Origin of the sequence: Congregibacter variabilis (assembly GCF_045689235.1) — a bacterium.
Lineage (GTDB): Bacteria > Pseudomonadota > Gammaproteobacteria > Pseudomonadales > Halieaceae > Congregibacter > Congregibacter variabilis.
This window is the reverse complement of the sequence record NZ_CP136864.1, coordinates 2,431,217-2,449,060: the sequence shown is the minus strand read 5'-3', so window position 1 is coordinate 2,449,060 and position 17,844 is coordinate 2,431,217. Positions and strand designations below refer to the sequence as shown.

The following is a 17,844-nucleotide window of genomic DNA, read 5'->3' as shown; positions in this document are numbered from 1 at the left end:
AGCTGAGCTTGCCTGCACCTGCCCACGCCAAATCTCGAATCAGATCATACGGCCTGCTTCTGGCGATTCTGCTGCTGGCATTTGTCACCCGAATGGTTGCGGCACTGGATTACGGCCAGGATTGGTATGCGCCGAACAGCTTTACCCTGATTAACTTTGACGAAGCAGGTTCCTGTCGAGCAGCGTTGAAGGGCTTTAACTATTCCCCCTGGGTCGGATGGCAGACCCTGACTCTGGCGGAAGCTGCGGGTGTTTCTGTGCCCGTGGGAATTGCCGGTGACACTGGTGCAGTAAAGACGTTTTGCCATAGCGAAGCGCATATAGGTATCGCGCGACTCTACTCGGTGACTACCGGTACTTTGACGGTCGCTGCGCTGTGGCTGCTTGCGGTACTTTTGTTTCCAGATAAGCCTGGCCTGGCACCCATAGCCAGTATGTTACTGGCGCTGTCGGGCTGGCATATCAGCGAATCTCTAATGGGCACGGTGGACGCAGCTTCTACGTTTTTTATCTATCTGTTTATGAGCGCCATGGTTTGGAGTGTGCGTAACGGCGGCTGGCGATGGTTGGTGGCAGCGTTGCTATTGGTGCCCGCTATTTGGACAAAGTACTGGGTGTTCGCTCTGGCGACGTTGGCAGTGTTCGTGCCGTCGGCTTTCTACTGCGCTGTATTTGCTGGAATCAGTCGACTTCGCGGCGCACTGCTGCTGCTAGCCTACGCAGCACTCTTTGGATTGCTCAGTAATCCCCGGCTTCCAGACATTGCGCCCATGGTTCTTCCGTTTTTGTTTTACTTCTTTGTCCCCTGGTCGAAAATTAGTCCCAACGGCAAAGCCCTGCTATTGCTATCCCCCTGGCTGGCACCACTTTTGATGCAGCTTGAGCTTTTTGTTGCCTTTACTGCAGGTGGGCTGGAGGGACGCTTTGGCACAGACTACGGGGCTATTGGCTGGCACAAGTGGCTGCGTAATCCTTTGAATATTCCCATTGTTTTATTGATGGGCCTGGGACTTCCGGCGTTTGTACTGGCGCTAATGGGTCTGCGGCGACTCTGGAAGACTCCCTGCTTTGACCGGGTCTGGCTTTGTCTGCTGCCTCTATTAGCGTTCGCCCTGTATATGCTTTTTCTGGCGCCCGTGACCTATTACCGACACTACCTGCCCTTATTGCCCGCTGCCTGCCTGCTCGCAGCTTTGGGCCTTGGCTCAATTCGTGTGTCCCGGCGTCGCTTTGTGCTACCCCTGATGTTGTGCTGGCAGGCTGCTCTTGCGGCAGACCTGGTGAGTGACTACCACTTTGATCCGCGACGGCAATTGCCTACGTGGTACGCCGAGCAGCGACCATCCATGGTTCTTGCCAGCTACTACGTAAGCCCACCGAGAGCGTCGGGTGTGCGTCACGGGCTGTTTCGGCCCACTTATGCGCTGAGCAACAGTCCGCAGCTGCAGCAAGCGGATGCGGTGATCCTGAGTGAGAATTGGTACGACACCGCATTTGCGAATGAGTTGAATGGGCCTTTGGCAAATGACCCGGCGCATCTTATAAAGACCACAGCACAAGAGGCGCGGTTTTATCGTCAGGCGACATCCGATGAGCATCCTTTACTTCGATTGCAAGCACACTATCGTGCGCCGAGTTTTATGCCAGAGTTGCTTCTTCATTACGTCGCCTATGGCAGTTTTACGCAGTTCGTCGGCGATATCATGATTTTTGAGATTCGCAAGTGACGGTGCCGCCGGCGACTGCCTCACAACGCCTCATTGTGCTGCAGAAAACTCTGTATGCCTCGCGCAATCCGACTCGGCGTTATTTGCATTGTGCGCGTCGCGACTGGGTCCGGGCGCAGATTGGGCGATTGGGCCATCAGAGCGACATTGCCACGGCCTTAGAGGTGGGCCCAGGCTCCGGGGTGTACCTGCCAGATCTTACGAACGCGGCTCAGCGGGTGATTGCCATCGATATCGAGCCGACTTATCTGCAGGCCGCAAAAAATCTCTTGGACGCGAAGGCGCTGGAAGCGCGCATTGACTGCGTGCAGGGGGACCTTCGGGACGGGCCTTTGGTCGATGCATCTATAGACCTATTACTGTGCTCCGAAGTCATCGAGCACGTTGCAGATTCGGCATCCTTACTGGATGCCATGGCAGCGGTTCTCGCCCCCGGCGGAAAGTTGATTCTTACGACGCCACAGCCTTATAGCCCGGTGGAGATTCTGGGCAAAATTGCTTTTTTTCCGGGTGTTGTTCACCTGCTGCGCTGGATCTACGGCGAGCCGATTGAGCCCACGGGGCATATCAATTTGCTGACGCGCAAAGAATTGGAAGCCCAGTGCGCGGGTGCTGGACTGCGGGTACTGGAGCGGGAGGTGCTGGGCTTTTACCTGCCAGTGATTGGTGAGTTTGCCGGACAGACAGGGCAAAAACTTTTGGCGACAATGGAACAAGTTCTACGAGGCACATGGATGGAGGGTCTGCTATGGACCCAATGTTACGTTCTGGAGAGGGCTAATCAGCTGGACGCAGCACAAGACCAGTTGGCTGATCTCTAGAGGTGATTTGCTCTATGCTTGCTTACCTCGATAACTAATAAGAATTAGCGGGCTTTGTCGTGTTGCGACGTGACGCCCTTTGGAGATTGCTATGAATTATTTTGTGACAGGCGGCACAGGTTTTATCGGACGCTTTTTAGTCCCTAAACTTTTGGATCGCGGCGGCAAGGTGTTTTTACTGGTACGCCCCGGGTCCTTGCCCAAACTTGAGGCGCTGCGAACACTCTGGGGAGCCTCGGCAGAACAGATTGTCGCGGTGCCGGGCGATCTGAGCAAAAAGCGTCTTGGCGTTAAGCCAGCCTGGATAAAACAGCATGCAGGAAAAATAGATCACTTTTTTCATTTGGCGGCCATTTACGACATGGAGGCTGACGCCGAGAGTCAGCGCGTCAGCAATGTTAACGGTACGGCGCAGGCAATTGCGCTGGCCAAGGCTTTGCGTGCCGGCTGTTTTCATCAGGTCTCTTCTATTGCTGCCGCGGGTTTGTACGAAGGTACGTTTACCGAGGACATGTTCGAGGAAGCAGGGGCTCTGGATCATCCCTACTTTTTGACCAAGCACGAATCCGAAGGCTTGGTTCGCAAAGAAACCGAAATGAAGTGGCGTATCTACCGTCCGGGCATGGTGGTGGGACATTCCCAGACCGGCGAGATGGACAAGATCGATGGCCCGTATTACTTCTTTGGGCTTTTGGACAATCTCAGCAAGGTTACCCCCGAGGGCCTTCCGCTGGTAATGAACAAAGCGGGGCTGCTGAACATTGTCCCCGTGGACTTTGTGGTAAACGCCATGGATTATCTTGCGCATCTTGATGGGCAGGATTATCAGTGCTTCTTTCTCACCGATCCCGATGGTATCCGGGTGGGTGATTTGCTCAAAGCTACCATGGCCGTCGCCCATGGTCCCAAGCTGCGCTCACTCAATATTGGTCTGCTTGATAAAGCGACCAAGCTGGCAGGGGCCGGAATCAGCAAGCTTCCTAGTGTTAAGTCACTGGGCGAAAAAGCGGTAGCGCGCCTGGGTATTCCGCCGCAGGTTGTCGCTTACATAAACTATCCCACGCGCTTTGATTCGACAAAAACTCAGGCCTTGCTTAAGCCGGCGGGCATTAGTTGCCCTCCTTATGAGTCTTACGCACAGGTGCTGTGGGATTACTGGCGACACTTTTTACGTGGAGACAAGGACACGGTCATTCGCGAGGTGGATGGATTATTTAACGAGTTCATCGGACGACCCACCCTGGCGGTGCTGCGACGCAAGGTGAAAGGCCAGGTAGTCATGGTTACGGGCGCCACCAGCGGCATTGGTAAAGAGTGTGCGCTGCGCTTGGCCCGAGCGGGTGCAACAGTGCTACTGGTTGCCCGCACCGTGGAGAAGCTCGATGAAACCCTCAAAGAGATCGCCGCGAAAGGTGGCGATGCTCAAGCTTACTCCTGCGATGTGTCCAGCGAGAAGAACTGCCAAAAGCTGGTCAATGATGTTCTTAGTGATCATGGCCATGTCGACATTCTGGTGAACAACGCCGGGCGGTCTATCCGACGCTCTGTGCGCCACAGCTACGATCGTTTCCATGATTTTGAGCGCACCATGGAGCTCAACTACTTTGGAGCTCTGCGTTTGATCCTCGGGTTTTTGCCGAGCATGGAAGAGCGGGAGCACGGACACATCATCAACATTTCGTCTATTGGCGTACTGACCAGTCCGCCGCGCTTCTCTGCTTATGTGGCTTCTAAAGCGGCTCTTGATGCATTTAGTCTCTGTGCGGCTCCCGAGTATGCGGCGCAAAACGTGTCATTCACCACGATCCATATGCCTCTGGTGCGCACGCCCATGATTGCGCCGACGAGTTTGTACAAGGCCTTTCCAACGCTATCGCCGGAGCAGGCGCGGGATCTGGTGATCAAGGCAATCATTTCCAAGCCCAAGCGGCTCTCTACAGGTCTCGGCGTAACCGGGGCTGTAGCTCAGGCCACCATTCCCAGTGTCACCGAGAAGTTCTTGAGCCAGGCCTATGCGCTGTTTCCGGACTCCGCAGCGGCGCGAGGATTGAGTGAAGAGGAGGCCGCGGCCGAGCGAGCGAATATTCCCTCTAACAAGTTGGAGCTTGCTCAGAAGATGTTTGCGCAGGTGATGCGCGGGGTGCACTGGTAAAGAATGGCAACGTCCAAGGCAAAGCAAGGATAGTGAAGTGACCGCGCAGTTGTCGGTAATCGTGCCCGTTTACAATGAAAGCGAAACGCTCCCGCAGTTTCATTCGCGCGTGATGGCGGTGCTTGATGCTCTGAATATGCCTGCTGACCTGTTGTACGTCGATGATGGCAGCGATGACGGATCCAGTGATTGGTTGGATGCACAACAAGTTGCGGACGCCCGCGTGGCTGTTTTACGTTTGTCGCGTAATTTTGGTAAAGAAGCGGCGATGTCCGCTGGTTTTGACTATGCCAGCGGCGACGCGGTTGTTGTGATCGATGCGGATTTGCAGGATCCCCCGGAGCTGATTCCCACGCTGATTGAGCATTGGCGAGCTGGCTTTGACGTGGTGTACGCAACGCGGGAATCGCGGCAAGGCGAAAGCTGGTTTAAGCGCCAAAGCGCTGCGCTGTTTTATCGACTGATGGACCGACTCTCGGATGTGCCTATTCCCCGAGATACCGGTGACTTTCGATTGCTGAGTCGGCGGGCTGTGGATGCGCTTGCCAAACTCCGGGAGCAGCATCGATACATGAAGGGCCTGTATGCCTGGATTGGCTATCCGCAAAAAGCCGTACCGTATGCTCGAGAGGCCCGAGCCAGCGGGCGAAGCAAATGGAGTTACTGGCGGCTGTGGAACCTGGCTCTGGAGGGCATTACGTCTTTTTCGGCGGCGCCCCTGAAGCTGGCCACCTGGTTGGGCCTTTTTACGTCAGTTATTGCTTTTGCCTATGGATTGTTCTTTTTACTGCGCACACTGTTTTTTGGTAACCCGGTTCCCGGTTACCCATCACTCATGGTGGTGATACTGTTTCTGGGCGGCGTTCAGTTGGTGTGCCTTGGGATCATTGGCGAGTATCTTGCGCGCACCTACAACGAGAGCAAGGCTCGGCAGTTGTACTTTGTGATGGACTATCGTCCCGGTGGCAAAATGCGTCCGCGCCAGGCCGTGCCAGAGCAGGGGAGTGCAGACGGTGGCTCTCTCCACAACGTAAGCGGGCAGTGAGATTGCTCCTTTGCCGCTGATGTTCCAGGCGTTCAAAGCGCCTGCCTTGCTGTCCTGGCCCGCGCAACGCAGCTGGCCCTGGCTTCTTGTGGGGGCCTTGGCGTATCTGTCCTTTGGTTTTACCGAGATGATGGGTTCGGACCTGTGGTGGCATATCGCTGCGGGTCGAGAAATCGTAGAAAACGGTAGTCCCTGGCTTACAGACGACTGGTCCTATACTGAATCTGGTAGCCCCTGGCGCAACCATGAATGGTTGGCGGACCTGTTGTTTTATGCCTGGGTTCAACTGTTTGGGGTCCCAAGCCTGGTTATCTGGAAGTGGGCGCTCATCGTCGCAAGCTTCTGTTTGCTACAGCAGGTACTCACGCGAGTGAGTGCAAGCCCTCTGGCAGCGCTGCTGGCAAGTGTTGCCGGCATCGCAATCGCAGCGCCGTTTTTGGATATCAGACCCCAGCTCTACACCTTGTTGGGTATCGCGCTGTTGCTGCACTTTGCCCTGCTGCGTCCCGCACGATTGCGGGATCTGCTGCTGTTGTTTTTGATCTGGGTCAATCTTCACGGCGGCTTTGTATTTGGTTTGATGCTACTGGGCATATTGCTGTGTCCCTGGCGAGATATGTCGATTTTAGCGGTGCGCAATGCGCTGCTTAAGTGGACGGCCTGCGCGGCCATCTGCTTGGTAAATCCCGACGGACTAAAGATCTTCTGGTTGCCTCTGGTCTATGCGCTGAACGCTGATTCGCCTTATCGCAGTTTGGGGGAGTGGCGTTCGCCCTTCGAAGCCGGTGGCATAGTGTCTCCGCTTTACGCCTATTCACTGGTCGTTGCCGCCGCACTGTGTCTAAGCTGGTTGTTGCCGGTGGTTCGTCGTCGGGTTGCATTTAGCCCGGAGATTTTTGCCATGGTTTTGCTGAGCGCGGCTATGTCCGCCACCAGTCGTCGGTTTGTCATTCTCTGGGCCATGGCTTTTGCTATTTTACTCGCGCCCTTTGTCGCGCCCTTTGTCGCGCCATTTTTGCGGCAACGTCTGGTGCAGCCGTTGATGCTACCCGCGCTGCTTGCGATCATGATCTGGGCTGCCATGCGCGTCGCGCCGTACTCTTTGTATCCGCCCATCGCCTATCACTACTTAAGCGCCGAATATGTCTACCCCCATGGACTCATGGACTTTGTAGACGTCAACGGGCTTAAGGGAAACACCTTTGCGTTCTACAACTGGGGTGGATATGTGCATTGGCGCAGTGACGGCCAGCTGAAAGTATTCATCGATGGCCGCGCTAATACGGTCTTTGATGATGCGACCTATATGCAATATGTCTCTGTTCTTGGGGCCAAAGGCAAGTGGATCGAAATCATCGAGAACTCTGGCGCGCAACTGTTTATGTGGCCCCGTGGACGTGGGGGGCAGCGCTTGATCCGCGGCCTGCTGCAAACAGGACGCTGGCGTTTGCTGTATCAGGACGTGCGGGGAGTGCTGCTTGTGCATCAGGGCTTTGCGCTGCCTTCGCCTCTGCGATTACCACCCGATGGCGTGGACAGTGATCTGACTGCGGCGTTTATGGCCTCACAAAAAGGCGACAACGTTGCAGCGTTGGCCGCTGCTAGTCGAGCCCATGATCGCAGGCCCTGGGGCCAGGCCACATGTACTTGGCTAAAGCGAACTCTGCAGGCCAATGGTCAGGGGAGGGAGGCAGAGTCAGTGATGGCAAATTGTCGCGCCCGGTTCCCCAGTAAGTATTTACGTTAGTCTTGCGTCAGAAAAAAACAGGCCCAAAGTTGATGATGATTAGCACCACAAGGAGATATTCATGAACAAGCACGCGCGATTTGCCGCAGCTCTACTGGTGCTGCCCCTGCAGCTATCCGCCGCGACCCTGATTCACAACGTGCAGGGTTACACCATGCATCACGGTGATCGTCTGATGTTTTCGGCTCTGGAGTACGAAGACGGCGTGGTTACAGTGCTGTACGAAGATGAGGAAGCAGCATCGGCAAGTAGCGCTGAAGACCGAATCGATGCCGGTGGACTCACAATGCTACCCGGGCTTATCGATGCTCACGGTCATGTTGCGGGGCTCGGTCAAACCCTGGCTAGCGTGGATCTCATGGGCAGTGCCAGCGAAGCCGAGGCGGTGGCGCGTGTAGCGGCTGTCGCGGGGCAGGGCTCGTCGGGTACCTGGCTGTTTGGCGCGGGTTGGAATCAGGTTCTGTGGGCCGGCGGCGAGTTTCCCGGTCGTGCTTCGCTCGATGCCTTGATTCCTGATCGCCCGGTTGTACTTAATCGGGTAGATCGCCATGCGCTTTGGGTAAATAGCCGGGCGCTGGAGCTGGCGGGTATTACCGCGAACACCCCTGATCCTGCAGGGGGCCAGATTGTGCGCGATGCTAAAGGAGAGCCCACGGGAATTCTCATTGATAACGCCATGCGCCTGATTGCTGATGCTCTGCCCGAAGCAACCATAGCGAGCAAGAAGCAAGACCTGTCTCGAGCCATGGAGTATCTCGTCAGTTTGGGAATGACCGGTGCGCATGATGCCGGCTCTACGGCGCTAGAGATTGACGCCTATGACAGTCTTTTGGCGGATGGGGATTTTCCTATGCGTATCTACTCCATGCTGAGGATGGCTGACCCACTCATTAAAGAGAAATGGGCGGCGGGGCCCAGAGCTTTGTCCAATGATCTGTTTGTACTTCGTAGCGTCAAAATCTCTGCTGACGGGGCACTGGGTTCCCGGGGTGCGGCGTTATTCGAAGATTATTCAGATGATCCGGGCAACAAGGGCTTGCTGCTATTGTCGGACGAGGCTTTGTCGTCGCAGATTCGCGATTCCGCCGAGTTGGGCTTTCAGGTCAACGTGCATGCCATCGGAGATTTGGCGAATGCGAAGGTGCTTGATGAGTTCGAGGCCTTAAGTACCGCGCCACAGCAACGGACGCTTCGTCATAGAGTCGAGCATGCGCAAATTCTGCGGACCCAGGATATTGAGCGCTTTGCCGAGTTGGGTGTCATTGCATCTGTGCAACCCACACACGCTACCAGCGACAAGAACATGGCCGGTGATCGTGTGGGGGAAGCGCGTCTTGAGGGAGCCTATGCCTGGCAGACGCTGTTTGAAAGCGGCGCAAAACTCGCCGGAGGATCTGATTTTCCGGTGGAGCCACCAAATCCATTTTTTGGCTTACATGCAGCAGTGACCAGGCAGGATCGTGATGGCGAGCCTCCGGGTGGTTGGCGAGTAGGTGAGGCGCTCAGTCGTGACAAAGCGTTGTCACTTTTTACTGAAGACGCGGCCTACGCAGGACACGCTGAAGAAAAGCTTGGCAGACTTTTACCGGGGTATGCGGCGGACTTCATTCTTGTACGAGATGACTTCTTTACCGTGCCCCGGGAGCAGCTTTGGAGCAACAAGGTGTTGCTCACAGTGGTGGCCGGTGAGATTGTTTATCGTGATTCTCAGGCGTCTAGCCCGACAGGACTTGATTGAGGAGCTCATCCGCCTGCAGGGACTTAACGCAGCTTTTACCTGCTCGTTTGGCCTCATAGACACTCTGGTCGGCTTTTTTGACCAGTGCAATGTGATCGCGCAATGCAGGTTCTCGTACTGCAACACCGATGCTGACGCTGCCGCTCCATACGCCTTCGCCGGCGATGACGCTGAGTCCCGCAATAGCACTTTTGAGACGCTCTGCACGAGCCAATGCGTCTTCAAGTGTGGTGTTTGGGCAAATGATCAGAAATTCATCGCCGCCCAAACGGGCCAGCAAGTCATCCTTGGCGCTGCCGTTTTTTAGCTGCGCTGCAAGAATTTTTAACACTTGATCGCCGGCCTCGTGCCCGTAGCGATCGTTGATCTCTTTAAAGTGATCTGCGTCGATCATCATGCAGGCAAGAGGGCTGTCTGCAAGCAGGGACTCCTGCCAGGCATCCGTGAGGAACTCCATCACGTGGCGGCGATTGGGAAGTTGGGTGAGGGTGTCTGTATTCGCCAGCTCGTCCAGTTGGGTATTGAGTTCGGTGAGTGCGCGAGTGCGCTCTGCTACCTTGGCTTCAAGCGACTGGTTAAGCCGCATGAGTTCGCGGTTACGGGTTGAGACCTGCTGGAATAAACCATTAAGTGCAGCCAGCAAGGGACCTGTGGCATCGCTCGCCCGTTGTTCCTCGTCTTCAAAAGCCTGCTTGGCAGAAACACCACTTTCTATAGCCTTAACCTGACGTGCCAGATTCTGGTCTGAGCCAAGGATGTGGTAGGCCAGCCAATGTGTAAGAAATTCGAGCAGGTGACTGGCCGCATTGGCGTCGGTTGTCATGTTTGCATGAATGTACTGAACTTCTTCGAGGAAGTTCTTGTGTCGGCTTAAATGTGCCACCTGATGTCGTTGGTCAACATTGGCAGCGCGCATCATGCGTTCTTCTTCGGCAAAGTGGTATTGGGAGTAGCTGAACAGCTGCTGAATGATTGAGGAGACCTCTGCATCATCAGCGCTATCTGCAGAAATAGCGTCACCCAGTTCATTGATCAGGTCCACCAACTTGTGATGTTGCTCATCAACTTCGTTCAGGCCCGTGACAAAGGCCGCGTCCCAATGAAATGATTCCATGTCGCCCGTACCGTTCTTTTAACCACGCTTTGTTAGTCTAATACGATTGTGCTGCTTGGTGAGCCGCAAATAGCATTCCTGTGACCTAAATCAAGCACTTAGGACGAATCTGGCGATTTGTTGGCTTTGGCTGTGATTCGGTAGCTGCTACGGGGCGCTTGAGCCGCAGCTGGCCCAGCCGTATAATCCGCGTCCCTTTTAGGACCATAGCTCAGTTGGTTAGAGCGCTACCTTGACATGGTAGAGGTCGGCGGTTCGAATCCGCCTGGTCCTACCAAATGACAAACCCTCGCCATCGGCGGGGGTTTTTCGTTTGGGGTAGTAGGTTTCGGTGAGAACCGCTGTTCGACAAATTGCGCAGCAATTTAGACGCGGGAGCGCAGCGACCGCGCCCCGCAGGGGTCACAGCAGGCCAAAGCCTGTTGTGATCAATCCGCCTGGCCCTACCAGATAACAAACCCTCGCCATCGGCGAGAGTTTTTAATCAATAACGATGGTACTGACAAGTTAACTCTTGAAGACCGGCGGAATACACACGCGGTCCTCAAGCCACGGCTCTACTCCACTGATTGAAAGGGCCAGCCCCGCTTTATGCGCACGGCCTAGCTGATGATTTCAGGCGGGAGTCCCTGGTGCTCGTAAGTATTCATGGCCTGATTCTAGCTATCTGAGCCAGTTAAGTTGTCAGTATGGGAGAAGGTCCACGTGGTGCCTAAAGCAAACGTTTTCCTAATCTAGCAAATCAGCGCGTTCATCTTTCAGTATTTGAATGTCTGTAATGAGATGACTGACTGACGTGTTATTCAAACCGTTATATATGCCACGAATTTGCCGATTTTGATCGATAAGCAGCAGGTTTTCCGTATGCAGAAAGTCATTTTCGGCTTCCTCGAGTCCTAAGTCTTCACTGGCAAAATATGCGCTCTTAGCAATGCTATAGATATCTCTCTTATCTCCCGTCAGCAGGTGCCAATTATCACTTCGGATGTCGTTCCGCTCAGCATAATCTTTAAGAATCTCGACAGTATCGATTGTTGGCTGGATGGAATGAGACAGGATCCTAACTTCGTCATCATCCCGATACTCGTCCTGCACACGGGATAACTTCGAACGGATAGTCGGGCAAATTCCCGGGCAAGTAGTAAAGAAAAAGCTCGCGACATAAATTTTTTTCTGAATCGTTCTATCCGTTACGTTGCGACCTTCCTGATCCGTAAAGCTAAATGAAGGGATTCTGTGGAACCCCAACAGTTCTTCGCTCATCGGATCGAACCAATGAGGAGTAAAATCCGGACTGTTGTAATAGGGTAATTGACTATCGGCAGCCGTGGTGAGTGAGCAAAAAAACGCGGACATACATCCCAGCGCCAATGTGATAATGCATCGTCGAAATTGTGGATAGCTATCAGTAGTTAGCTGCAATTTTTTCATCTTTAAGTCCAGTGCACATATTCGAATTATTGAGGCCGAAAACGCGTCCATTTCGGAATTCGTGATTAGCAAATAGCGCTCCATTCTCACGCCATGCCTTTTGTAAGCCATCGGTATTGCCATCGCGGTAGTTCAGCTTCTTGAAAATCTCACCGCTTTCATACCATTTGAGTAGGGCGCCATTGAGCTTGCCGTTGACATACTGAGACCGACTTTTGAGTTTTCCATTAGGCCACCAACTTCTATGAGTGCCGGTAGGTGTTTCTCTGTTATAGAAAGACTCTTGGCTTAGTGTTCCACCCTCAAACCACCGGGAGCTTCGCCCATGCCAACGTCCATCCTTGAATTGTTCCAAAGTAGCCATCTGACCAGATGGATGATATGTCACGGCATCACCGCTGAAGATTGATCCTTCATACATGCGATTACCCGTTGACGGCTCGATAGAAATCAGTGACTTATGCACCGTCAATCCACTGGTCGGCTGCTTCCCAACGAAAGCGGATAATGCTGTTGCACCGACCACTAGCAAAAAGAGAGTCAGCCCATGCCTCCACGCGGTTTTAGCGTTCATTTACTAGCTTCCTTCTACTGGCGTACCTTGATAATCGCCAGGGAAGAGGTAGTGCATACCTACAAGGCCAGCTGCTTCCTCAAAAATATGATAGTGGTATTCTTCAATGCCGTTAGAGTATTGCGTCTGCGTAACGTGGCCTCCCGATGCATCTAACTGATCTGCAGTCGCAGCCGTCTCACCGCCCAGCGCCCAACATCTTCTTCCAAAGAGAAAGAAACCATCGGCTATCACGCCAATCAAGTTATCGTCATCGTTTGATATGCTTGCTTTTGGCTCCAGATGATAGTGATAAACGGATGGCCCTATATGCGCGCCATCGTTGTCGAGGCCCTGAGCAACGCCTCCCCCCACAACCGTGTTTCCTCCTTCGTACTGGTTGAAGACATAACTTCCGCTGATAGCGTAGCCGACAATGCCAAGGCTTGTCCCTGTAGAGCTTGGTGCTTTCTCTGGCTTTACAGGCAAGGAAACTGTCACATCGTTAGCATCGGATTCCTCCAGTCGATTGCCCGTCATACGTGCTGCCTGCGCTTCTGTCGGCGCTTCATACAATGGGTAACCTTCAGTCCAATAGGTACTCACGTGATTAGGTAGCCCGTCAGTTTTGAGAATGACATTGCACCCGTCACTAGAAAGCGCGATCTCGACATTGGAACCAAAATATAAGTAGGCATCGGGAAGGCCAGCGTCGCAGCTTGCGACCGCTGGTGTATCTGGCGCATCTGCCGTGATATCTGCCGCGGTTTCTGCTCCTGATGATCCCCCACCTCCGCCGCACGCTGTGACAGTCGAAAAACCAAGCACCAAAAGGATGTGAACATTAGACTTTGACATATATACAATCACTACGATGGTTACTGGACAGGGTTATGCTATGTCATGACTCTGCGCAAAATGTGCAGTAAAAAAGGATATTTGGTGGAGACGTACCCATGAAGCAATTTGATAGAGCCCTAGGTATGGATGCGTCTATTAGTCAGAGGGATTTTCTGGGTTCTACGCTTATCGGCGCCGGTGGCGCTCTGCTAGCGGGAGCTTCCGGCCCATTGGCTTTCTCCGCGTATGAGTTCCAGCGACCGCGCCCCGCAGGGGTCACAGCAGGCCAAAGCCTGTTGTGATCAATCCGCCTGGTCCTACCAAATGACAAACCCTCGCCATCGGCGGGGGTTTTCGTTTGGAGGATTAGGTTTCGGTGAGAACTGCTGTTCGACAAATTGCGCAGCAATTTGGACGTCGGCCCAAGCTATATCGGTCCAAAGCGTAACGGAAACTATCGATCTCGGAGCTCTAGAGCGTCGCGTAAGGCGTCGATTGGTATCGGTTCGACCGAGCCCAAATGTCCGTCGACCTTTGTCGCCGCAAGCAATGAGTTGTAGATGGCTTCTTCGGTCGCCTCGGCGGCCGCTTGAAACAGGGGCGACAATTCCTGATTCAGAAGCTGCATGCTACTGCCAACGCGAATGGTGCTAAATGCTATCGCATAGTCGCCTGAGCCATTTGAGAACGATGAACCCGTCCGAGCAACGCCAGCCATGCTTCGGCGTGCAAGTCGTTTTAGCTGCCTGCTATCCAGTGGCGCATCCGTTGCAACGACAACCATGATGCTTCCATCGGCGCTAGATCCGTCGTCGATCAGATTCTTGAATGCGTACTGACCGAGCATTCGTCCGAGTGGCACGCCACTCACACTAAGGATCCCGCCGTAGTTTGTTTGAACGAGTATGCCAACCGTGTACCCACCTGCACGACTTGGCAACACCCGAGACGCCGTTCCAATTCCACCTTTCCAAGCGAACGCGATAGTTCCAGCACCCGCACCAACGCTGCCTTCGACAACAGGACCACCCGAGGCTCCGCTCAGGGCATCCTGCACCATCTGCGCGGTAATCGGTCGCGCGCGAATGTCGTTGAGATACCCGTCATTGGTTTCACCTACGACTGGATTTAGTGACCGTACGTTCTCCATCGTCGAGTCGGCCAGCAAGTACGCTACCATCGCATCAGCCGCCTTCCAGACGCACAGTGTGCACGTCAGCAATATCGGTGTTTCAATCTCGCCGAGCTCATCGACTTGTGTCTTACCGATGAGCTTTCCGTATCCATTTTCGACGTGAATTGCTGCTGGAACACGGTTGTGGTACACAACATCGCCGTGTGGAAGAATAGCCGTCACGCCAGTGTGGACTGAGTCGCCGTCGTGCCGTGTACTGTGCCCGACACGAACACCTTTGACATCGGTGATGGCGTTGAGCGTGCCAGGGCTAAACACACCGGGCGTAATCCCCAAGTCACGCGCCCTCGTGCCATTCTGGGCCGCCGCTTCGTCCGAAACTCCATGAAGCAAAACGGCCAATAAAATGGAGCTGAAGAATCGAGGCATCTGAGGAATCCGTTAGTTTTGATGGACCGACAATCTAACATTGCCTCCGACTGTACTCATCTCAGTAAAGTGATTCACATTTTGATCGCAGATGCTTCGTTCAACGGACGGAGAATGTGTACCACCCTCGGATGCTAACTGTGGTTCTGAACAATGCAAACGCCGGTTCTGCTACCCTCGTTATCTTTAGAATTACTATCTGAGAAGCAAACTGTTGAAAGCGATTAGCGCAGCCTCCTGATGAGACTCTTAGCTGAAATTCGCCGGCGAAAGGTACTGCGCACCCTGGCGTTGTACATTCTCGCTGCTTGGGGGTTGATGCAGGTGGCCGACGTGCTCCTGCCCGGGCTCGGCCTGCCCGAAGAAAGCATCCGCTACCTGCTCTTTGCCACGATTGCAGGCTTCCCCGTCGCCCTGGTTTTTGCCTGGTTCTTTGATATTACCGCCAACGGTATTCAGCGAACCCGGGCCCTCGTGGGCGGCGAAGCCGCCGAACCTGAACCCCTTCGCGCCGCCGACTATGGACTCCTCGCCGCACTGCTGCTGGTGCTGGGGCTGGTGCTCTACGGCGTGATCGGCGGCGTGGTTGAGATTCCGCTCCCGCAGACCACATCGATCGAGCAGCCCGAACGCGCCGAGGGACCGCCGATGGTCGGCGTGCTGCCCTTTGAGCATATGGGTACGGGCGATGACGGCGAATTTTTTGCCAGCGGCATTCACGATGATCTGCTGACGCGCCTGGCCAAGATCCAGAGCCTGCGGGTGATCTCGCGCACCTCGGTGCTGCAGTACGCCGGCACCACCAAGAGCATCCCCCAGATCGGTCGGGAGCTGCGGGCCGACGCGGTGCTAGAGGGCGGCGTGCGCATTGCCGGCAGCCAGATACGGATCAATGCACAGCTGATCGATGCGCGCAGCGATGAACATCTCTGGGCCGAGACCTTCGATGGGGAGCTGACCGCCAGCAACATCTTTGAGGTGCAGGCCGATATTGCCCGGGCCATCTCGCGGGCGCTGCAGGCCACGCTCAGCGAGGCAGACAGCGCCGAGCTGGCGCTGATTCCCACCCGCAACATGGCTGCCTATCGCGCATTTCATGAAACCATGCAGTGGCGGGACAAGGTGCATCTGGACAACAGCAATTGGGAGCGCTTTGTCAGCGGTCTCGAGGAGGCCTACGAGCTTGATCCCGACTTCACACGCCCCATGGTCGAGGCGGTTGGTGCCCTGGCCCTCAGGGTCTACGGCGGCGATGCGGATCTGCTTCCACGCATCGAGGCATTGATCGAGCGCATCGGTAACATCGCACCGAATTCTGCGGATTTTTACACCGCGCAGAGCTTTTACTTTTACTACGTGCTGCGGGATTTTGAGCGGGCCGATGCGCTGATTGCCGAGGCCCAGAAAAAGGCGCCGAGCGATCCGCGGCTACTGGAGATACAGGCTTACATCAAACGCCGCCAGGGAGACTGGGAGGGGTACCTGAATACCGCCTATCGGGCCCGCGCCCTGGAGCCACAGAATTCAAAACACCATTACATGGTGGTAACACGATTAATGACCTTGCATCGCTACGCCGATGCACTGGAAGAAGTGCAGGCAAGAGACTTCGCTACGGCCGAACTGAATTTTCTGCGCGCACAGCTGCAGCTCTGGCAACACCAGAGCCTCGCTCGCTACGAGCAGGATTTACAAAAACTGATCGGCAGCGCCAGGGGCGGTAGCCCGGAGTTTTATCTGTTCTCGCTCTGGGAGGCGCAACTGGCCCAGCGAAAATTCGCCGACGCAGCGCTGCTTCTAGAACAAATGCGCAGCGTGCCACCGGATGCGCCGCTGCCACTGGAATATTTACCCAACGACCTGCTGGCAAAAATCATGCACAGCCTGATCACCGACGATGGGGAAGCGCTGACCCGGCATCTGCCCCGTGTTCAGCAGTTGCTGGGAATGCCGGACAGCAATCCGGCGCACTACCCTCCTGCCATCCGTGCCTCGGAGCAAGCGCTGCTAGCGCTCGCAAGCGGGAACAAACAGTTTGTCATTGATCGCCTGGGCCAGGCCTGGAATGACCCGGAGATGGACCGCGCGGAGTGGCTGCTCGAGCGGGTTTACTACTGCCGGATGCTGAGCCTGGCGCAGGCCCTCGAGCAGGCCAATGCCTGCCTGCGCAACGCCCTTGAGGAACCCAGCAGAGCGCTCTCCTACCTTGAACCCTTTTCTCCAGCCTACGACGCTATTCGCAACACCCCGGCGTTTCAACGACTGCTCGGCGATCTTGGCGAAGCGGGAGGAATCGGGCCGGCAGGCGGGGCCGGGCGTGATTAGGTCGAAGCGCACCCGGAGAAAGCTGTGCTCGGGGCGCATTACCCAATCAACGGGGGACAGACCGTTTCTCACTAAACCCGATTGATGTTGCCATCCCCTCCGCAATGGGTAATGACTCCCAATCGGCGGCATTCAATGTCGCGTTACAAGGACTTCAGATACTCCGACATCTCCTCATCCTTGGCGTTCGCGTAAAAGAGTTCCGCAAAACGCTCTCCGGCAATCGTGGCCCGCAGTAGGTCCTGATCGACCGTCTTAAGCACACTCAGCATGTCATGGCAGCTGGCTGCCTTCATGTCTGCAAGGATTCCTCGGTTCTTGGCCATGATGGCCGCGCGCTCTTTCGGGTAACCGACGCCGCGTTCGTGTTCAAAGAGCTTGCGATAGCAGTCTTCGAGGTTGAGCTCTGCTGCCCAGCCAAAGCCCTTTGCGTAGGGCATGGACATGGCGTTGCCGTCATTGATCTGTCCAAATAGAAATGCATCGGTTGGGTCGATGACTAGACCACAGAAGACGCCGGGCATGGCGTTGCATGCAAGCATGGAGCCCATGCCTGTGCCACAACCAGTGATCACAAAATCTGCTGCGCCGGAGTTCAACAGAATGCCTGTGAGCAGGCCATTCATTACGTACGTCAGGCTCGCCTCATCATCTGCGCTGTACATTCCGTAGTGGTGTACTTCGTGACCAAGGGGCTCTGCGACGTTTTTAAGCGCTGTATGGACGATGTCGCTTTTAGCGGCCTGGCTGTTTTCGATAATCAGTGCAATCTTCATGTTTGTAGCCT

At 54.9% G+C, this 17,844-nt stretch carries 14 protein-coding genes and 1 tRNA gene; 9 read left to right on the top strand and 6 right to left on the bottom strand.

What is annotated here, in order from left to right; all coding sequences use genetic code 11:
- Positions 1 to 8: 8 nt before the first annotated feature.
- From R0135_RS10750 to R0135_RS10725, 6 genes are all read left to right on the top strand, one after another.
- Positions 9 to 1,727: a hypothetical protein gene (locus R0135_RS10750; RefSeq protein WP_407346839.1), complete on the top strand. Its 1,719-nt coding sequence runs from the start codon at positions 9 to 11 to the stop codon at positions 1,725 to 1,727.
- Complete coding sequence (locus R0135_RS10745) at positions 1,724 to 2,548, top strand: class I SAM-dependent methyltransferase (protein WP_407346838.1); 825 nt, start codon at positions 1,724 to 1,726, stop codon at positions 2,546 to 2,548. Before R0135_RS10750 ends, R0135_RS10745 begins: the two co-directional genes overlap by 4 nt.
- Before the next feature lie 91 nt (positions 2,549 to 2,639).
- Positions 2,640 to 4,700, top strand: coding sequence for an SDR family oxidoreductase (locus R0135_RS10740; RefSeq protein ID WP_407346837.1), 2,061 nt, complete (start codon positions 2,640 to 2,642; stop codon positions 4,698 to 4,700).
- Positions 4,701 to 4,737: 37 nt separating this feature from the next.
- Complete coding sequence (locus R0135_RS10735; protein ID WP_407346836.1) at positions 4,738 to 5,745, top strand: glycosyltransferase family 2 protein; 1,008 nt, start codon at positions 4,738 to 4,740, stop codon at positions 5,743 to 5,745.
- Positions 5,746 to 5,755: 10 nt separating this feature from the next.
- Positions 5,756 to 7,492 (top strand): hypothetical protein, encoded by a 1,737-nt coding sequence (locus tag R0135_RS10730; protein ID WP_407346835.1) that lies wholly within the window; start codon positions 5,756 to 5,758, stop codon positions 7,490 to 7,492.
- 61 nt (positions 7,493 to 7,553) lie between these two features.
- On the top strand, positions 7,554 to 9,230 hold the full coding sequence (locus R0135_RS10725) for an amidohydrolase (RefSeq protein ID WP_407346834.1): 1,677 nt from the start codon (positions 7,554 to 7,556) through the stop codon (positions 9,228 to 9,230).
- Here R0135_RS10725 and R0135_RS10720 read toward each other — a convergent pair.
- Complete coding sequence (locus tag R0135_RS10720; protein WP_407346833.1) at positions 9,208 to 10,344, bottom strand: bacteriohemerythrin; 1,137 nt, start codon at positions 10,342 to 10,344, stop codon at positions 9,208 to 9,210. The two genes, R0135_RS10725 and R0135_RS10720, sit on opposite strands and share 23 nt — an antisense overlap.
- A 200-nt stretch (positions 10,345 to 10,544) precedes the next feature.
- Between R0135_RS10720 and R0135_RS10715 the strand changes: the two genes are divergently transcribed.
- Positions 10,545 to 10,621: transfer RNA gene (locus tag R0135_RS10715), tRNA-Val, on the top strand.
- Positions 10,622 to 11,073: 452 nt separating this feature from the next.
- Here R0135_RS10715 and R0135_RS10710 read toward each other — a convergent pair.
- From R0135_RS10710 to R0135_RS10700, 3 genes are read right to left on the bottom strand one after another with little or no spacing between them, the layout of a single operon-like run.
- Positions 11,074 to 11,775, bottom strand: a complete 702-nt coding sequence (locus tag R0135_RS10710; RefSeq protein WP_407346832.1) for an SCO family protein — start codon at positions 11,773 to 11,775, stop codon at positions 11,074 to 11,076.
- Positions 11,750 to 12,349 (bottom strand): toxin-antitoxin system YwqK family antitoxin, encoded by a 600-nt coding sequence (locus tag R0135_RS10705; protein ID WP_407346831.1) that lies wholly within the window; start codon positions 12,347 to 12,349, stop codon positions 11,750 to 11,752. The genes R0135_RS10710 and R0135_RS10705 overlap by 26 nt, the downstream gene beginning before the upstream one ends.
- Positions 12,350 to 12,352: 3 nt before the next feature.
- Positions 12,353 to 13,186 (bottom strand): YHYH protein, encoded by an 834-nt coding sequence (locus R0135_RS10700; protein WP_407346830.1) that lies wholly within the window; start codon positions 13,184 to 13,186, stop codon positions 12,353 to 12,355.
- Positions 13,187 to 13,284: 98 nt separating this feature from the next.
- Here R0135_RS10700 and R0135_RS10695 point away from each other — a divergent pair, with 98 nt between their 5' ends.
- On the top strand, positions 13,285 to 13,470 hold the full coding sequence (locus tag R0135_RS10695) for a hypothetical protein (RefSeq protein WP_407346829.1): 186 nt from the start codon (positions 13,285 to 13,287) through the stop codon (positions 13,468 to 13,470).
- 152 nt (positions 13,471 to 13,622) lie between these two features.
- Here R0135_RS10695 and R0135_RS10690 read toward each other — a convergent pair whose 3' ends face one another.
- On the bottom strand, positions 13,623 to 14,732 hold the full coding sequence (locus R0135_RS10690) for a P1 family peptidase (protein ID WP_407346828.1): 1,110 nt from the start codon (positions 14,730 to 14,732) through the stop codon (positions 13,623 to 13,625).
- Positions 14,733 to 14,972: 240 nt separating this feature from the next.
- On the opposite strand from R0135_RS10690, the gene R0135_RS10685 reads away from it, so the two are divergent.
- Positions 14,973 to 17,057: a hypothetical protein gene (locus R0135_RS10685; protein ID WP_407346827.1), complete on the top strand. Its 2,085-nt coding sequence runs from the start codon at positions 14,973 to 14,975 to the stop codon at positions 17,055 to 17,057.
- A 143-nt stretch (positions 17,058 to 17,200) separates the two neighbouring features.
- Here the strand turns inward: R0135_RS10685 and R0135_RS10680 are convergent, their stop codons facing one another.
- The gene (locus R0135_RS10680; protein ID WP_407346826.1) at positions 17,201 to 17,833 is read right to left on the bottom strand and encodes an RpiB/LacA/LacB family sugar-phosphate isomerase; all 633 of its coding nucleotides are present in this window, start codon (positions 17,831 to 17,833) and stop codon (positions 17,201 to 17,203) included.
- Positions 17,834 to 17,844: the final 11 nt, after the last annotated feature.

Bases quoted from the DNA above. Each gene is read 5' to 3' on its own strand.
- R0135_RS10740 (WP_407346837.1), top strand. From the start codon at position 2,640: ATGAATTATTTTGTGACAGGCGGCACAGGTTTTATCGGACGCTTTTTA.
- R0135_RS10725 (WP_407346834.1), top strand. From the start codon at position 7,554: ATGAACAAGCACGCGCGATTTGCCGCAGCTCTACTGGTGCTGCCCCTG.
- R0135_RS10720 (WP_407346833.1), bottom strand. From the start codon at position 10,344: ATGGAATCATTTCATTGGGACGCGGCCTTTGTCACGGGCCTGAACGAA.
- R0135_RS10710 (WP_407346832.1), bottom strand. From the start codon at position 11,775: ATGAAAAAATTGCAGCTAACTACTGATAGCTATCCACAATTTCGACGA.
- R0135_RS10705 (WP_407346831.1), bottom strand. From the start codon at position 12,349: ATGAACGCTAAAACCGCGTGGAGGCATGGGCTGACTCTCTTTTTGCTA.
- R0135_RS10700 (WP_407346830.1), bottom strand. From the start codon at position 13,186: ATGTCAAAGTCTAATGTTCACATCCTTTTGGTGCTTGGTTTTTCGACT.
- R0135_RS10695 (WP_407346829.1), top strand. From the start codon at position 13,285: ATGAAGCAATTTGATAGAGCCCTAGGTATGGATGCGTCTATTAGTCAG.
- R0135_RS10690 (WP_407346828.1), bottom strand. From the start codon at position 14,732: ATGCCTCGATTCTTCAGCTCCATTTTATTGGCCGTTTTGCTTCATGGA.
- R0135_RS10685 (WP_407346827.1), top strand. From the start codon at position 14,973: ATGAGACTCTTAGCTGAAATTCGCCGGCGAAAGGTACTGCGCACCCTG.
- R0135_RS10680 (WP_407346826.1), bottom strand. From the start codon at position 17,833: ATGAAGATTGCACTGATTATCGAAAACAGCCAGGCCGCTAAAAGCGAC.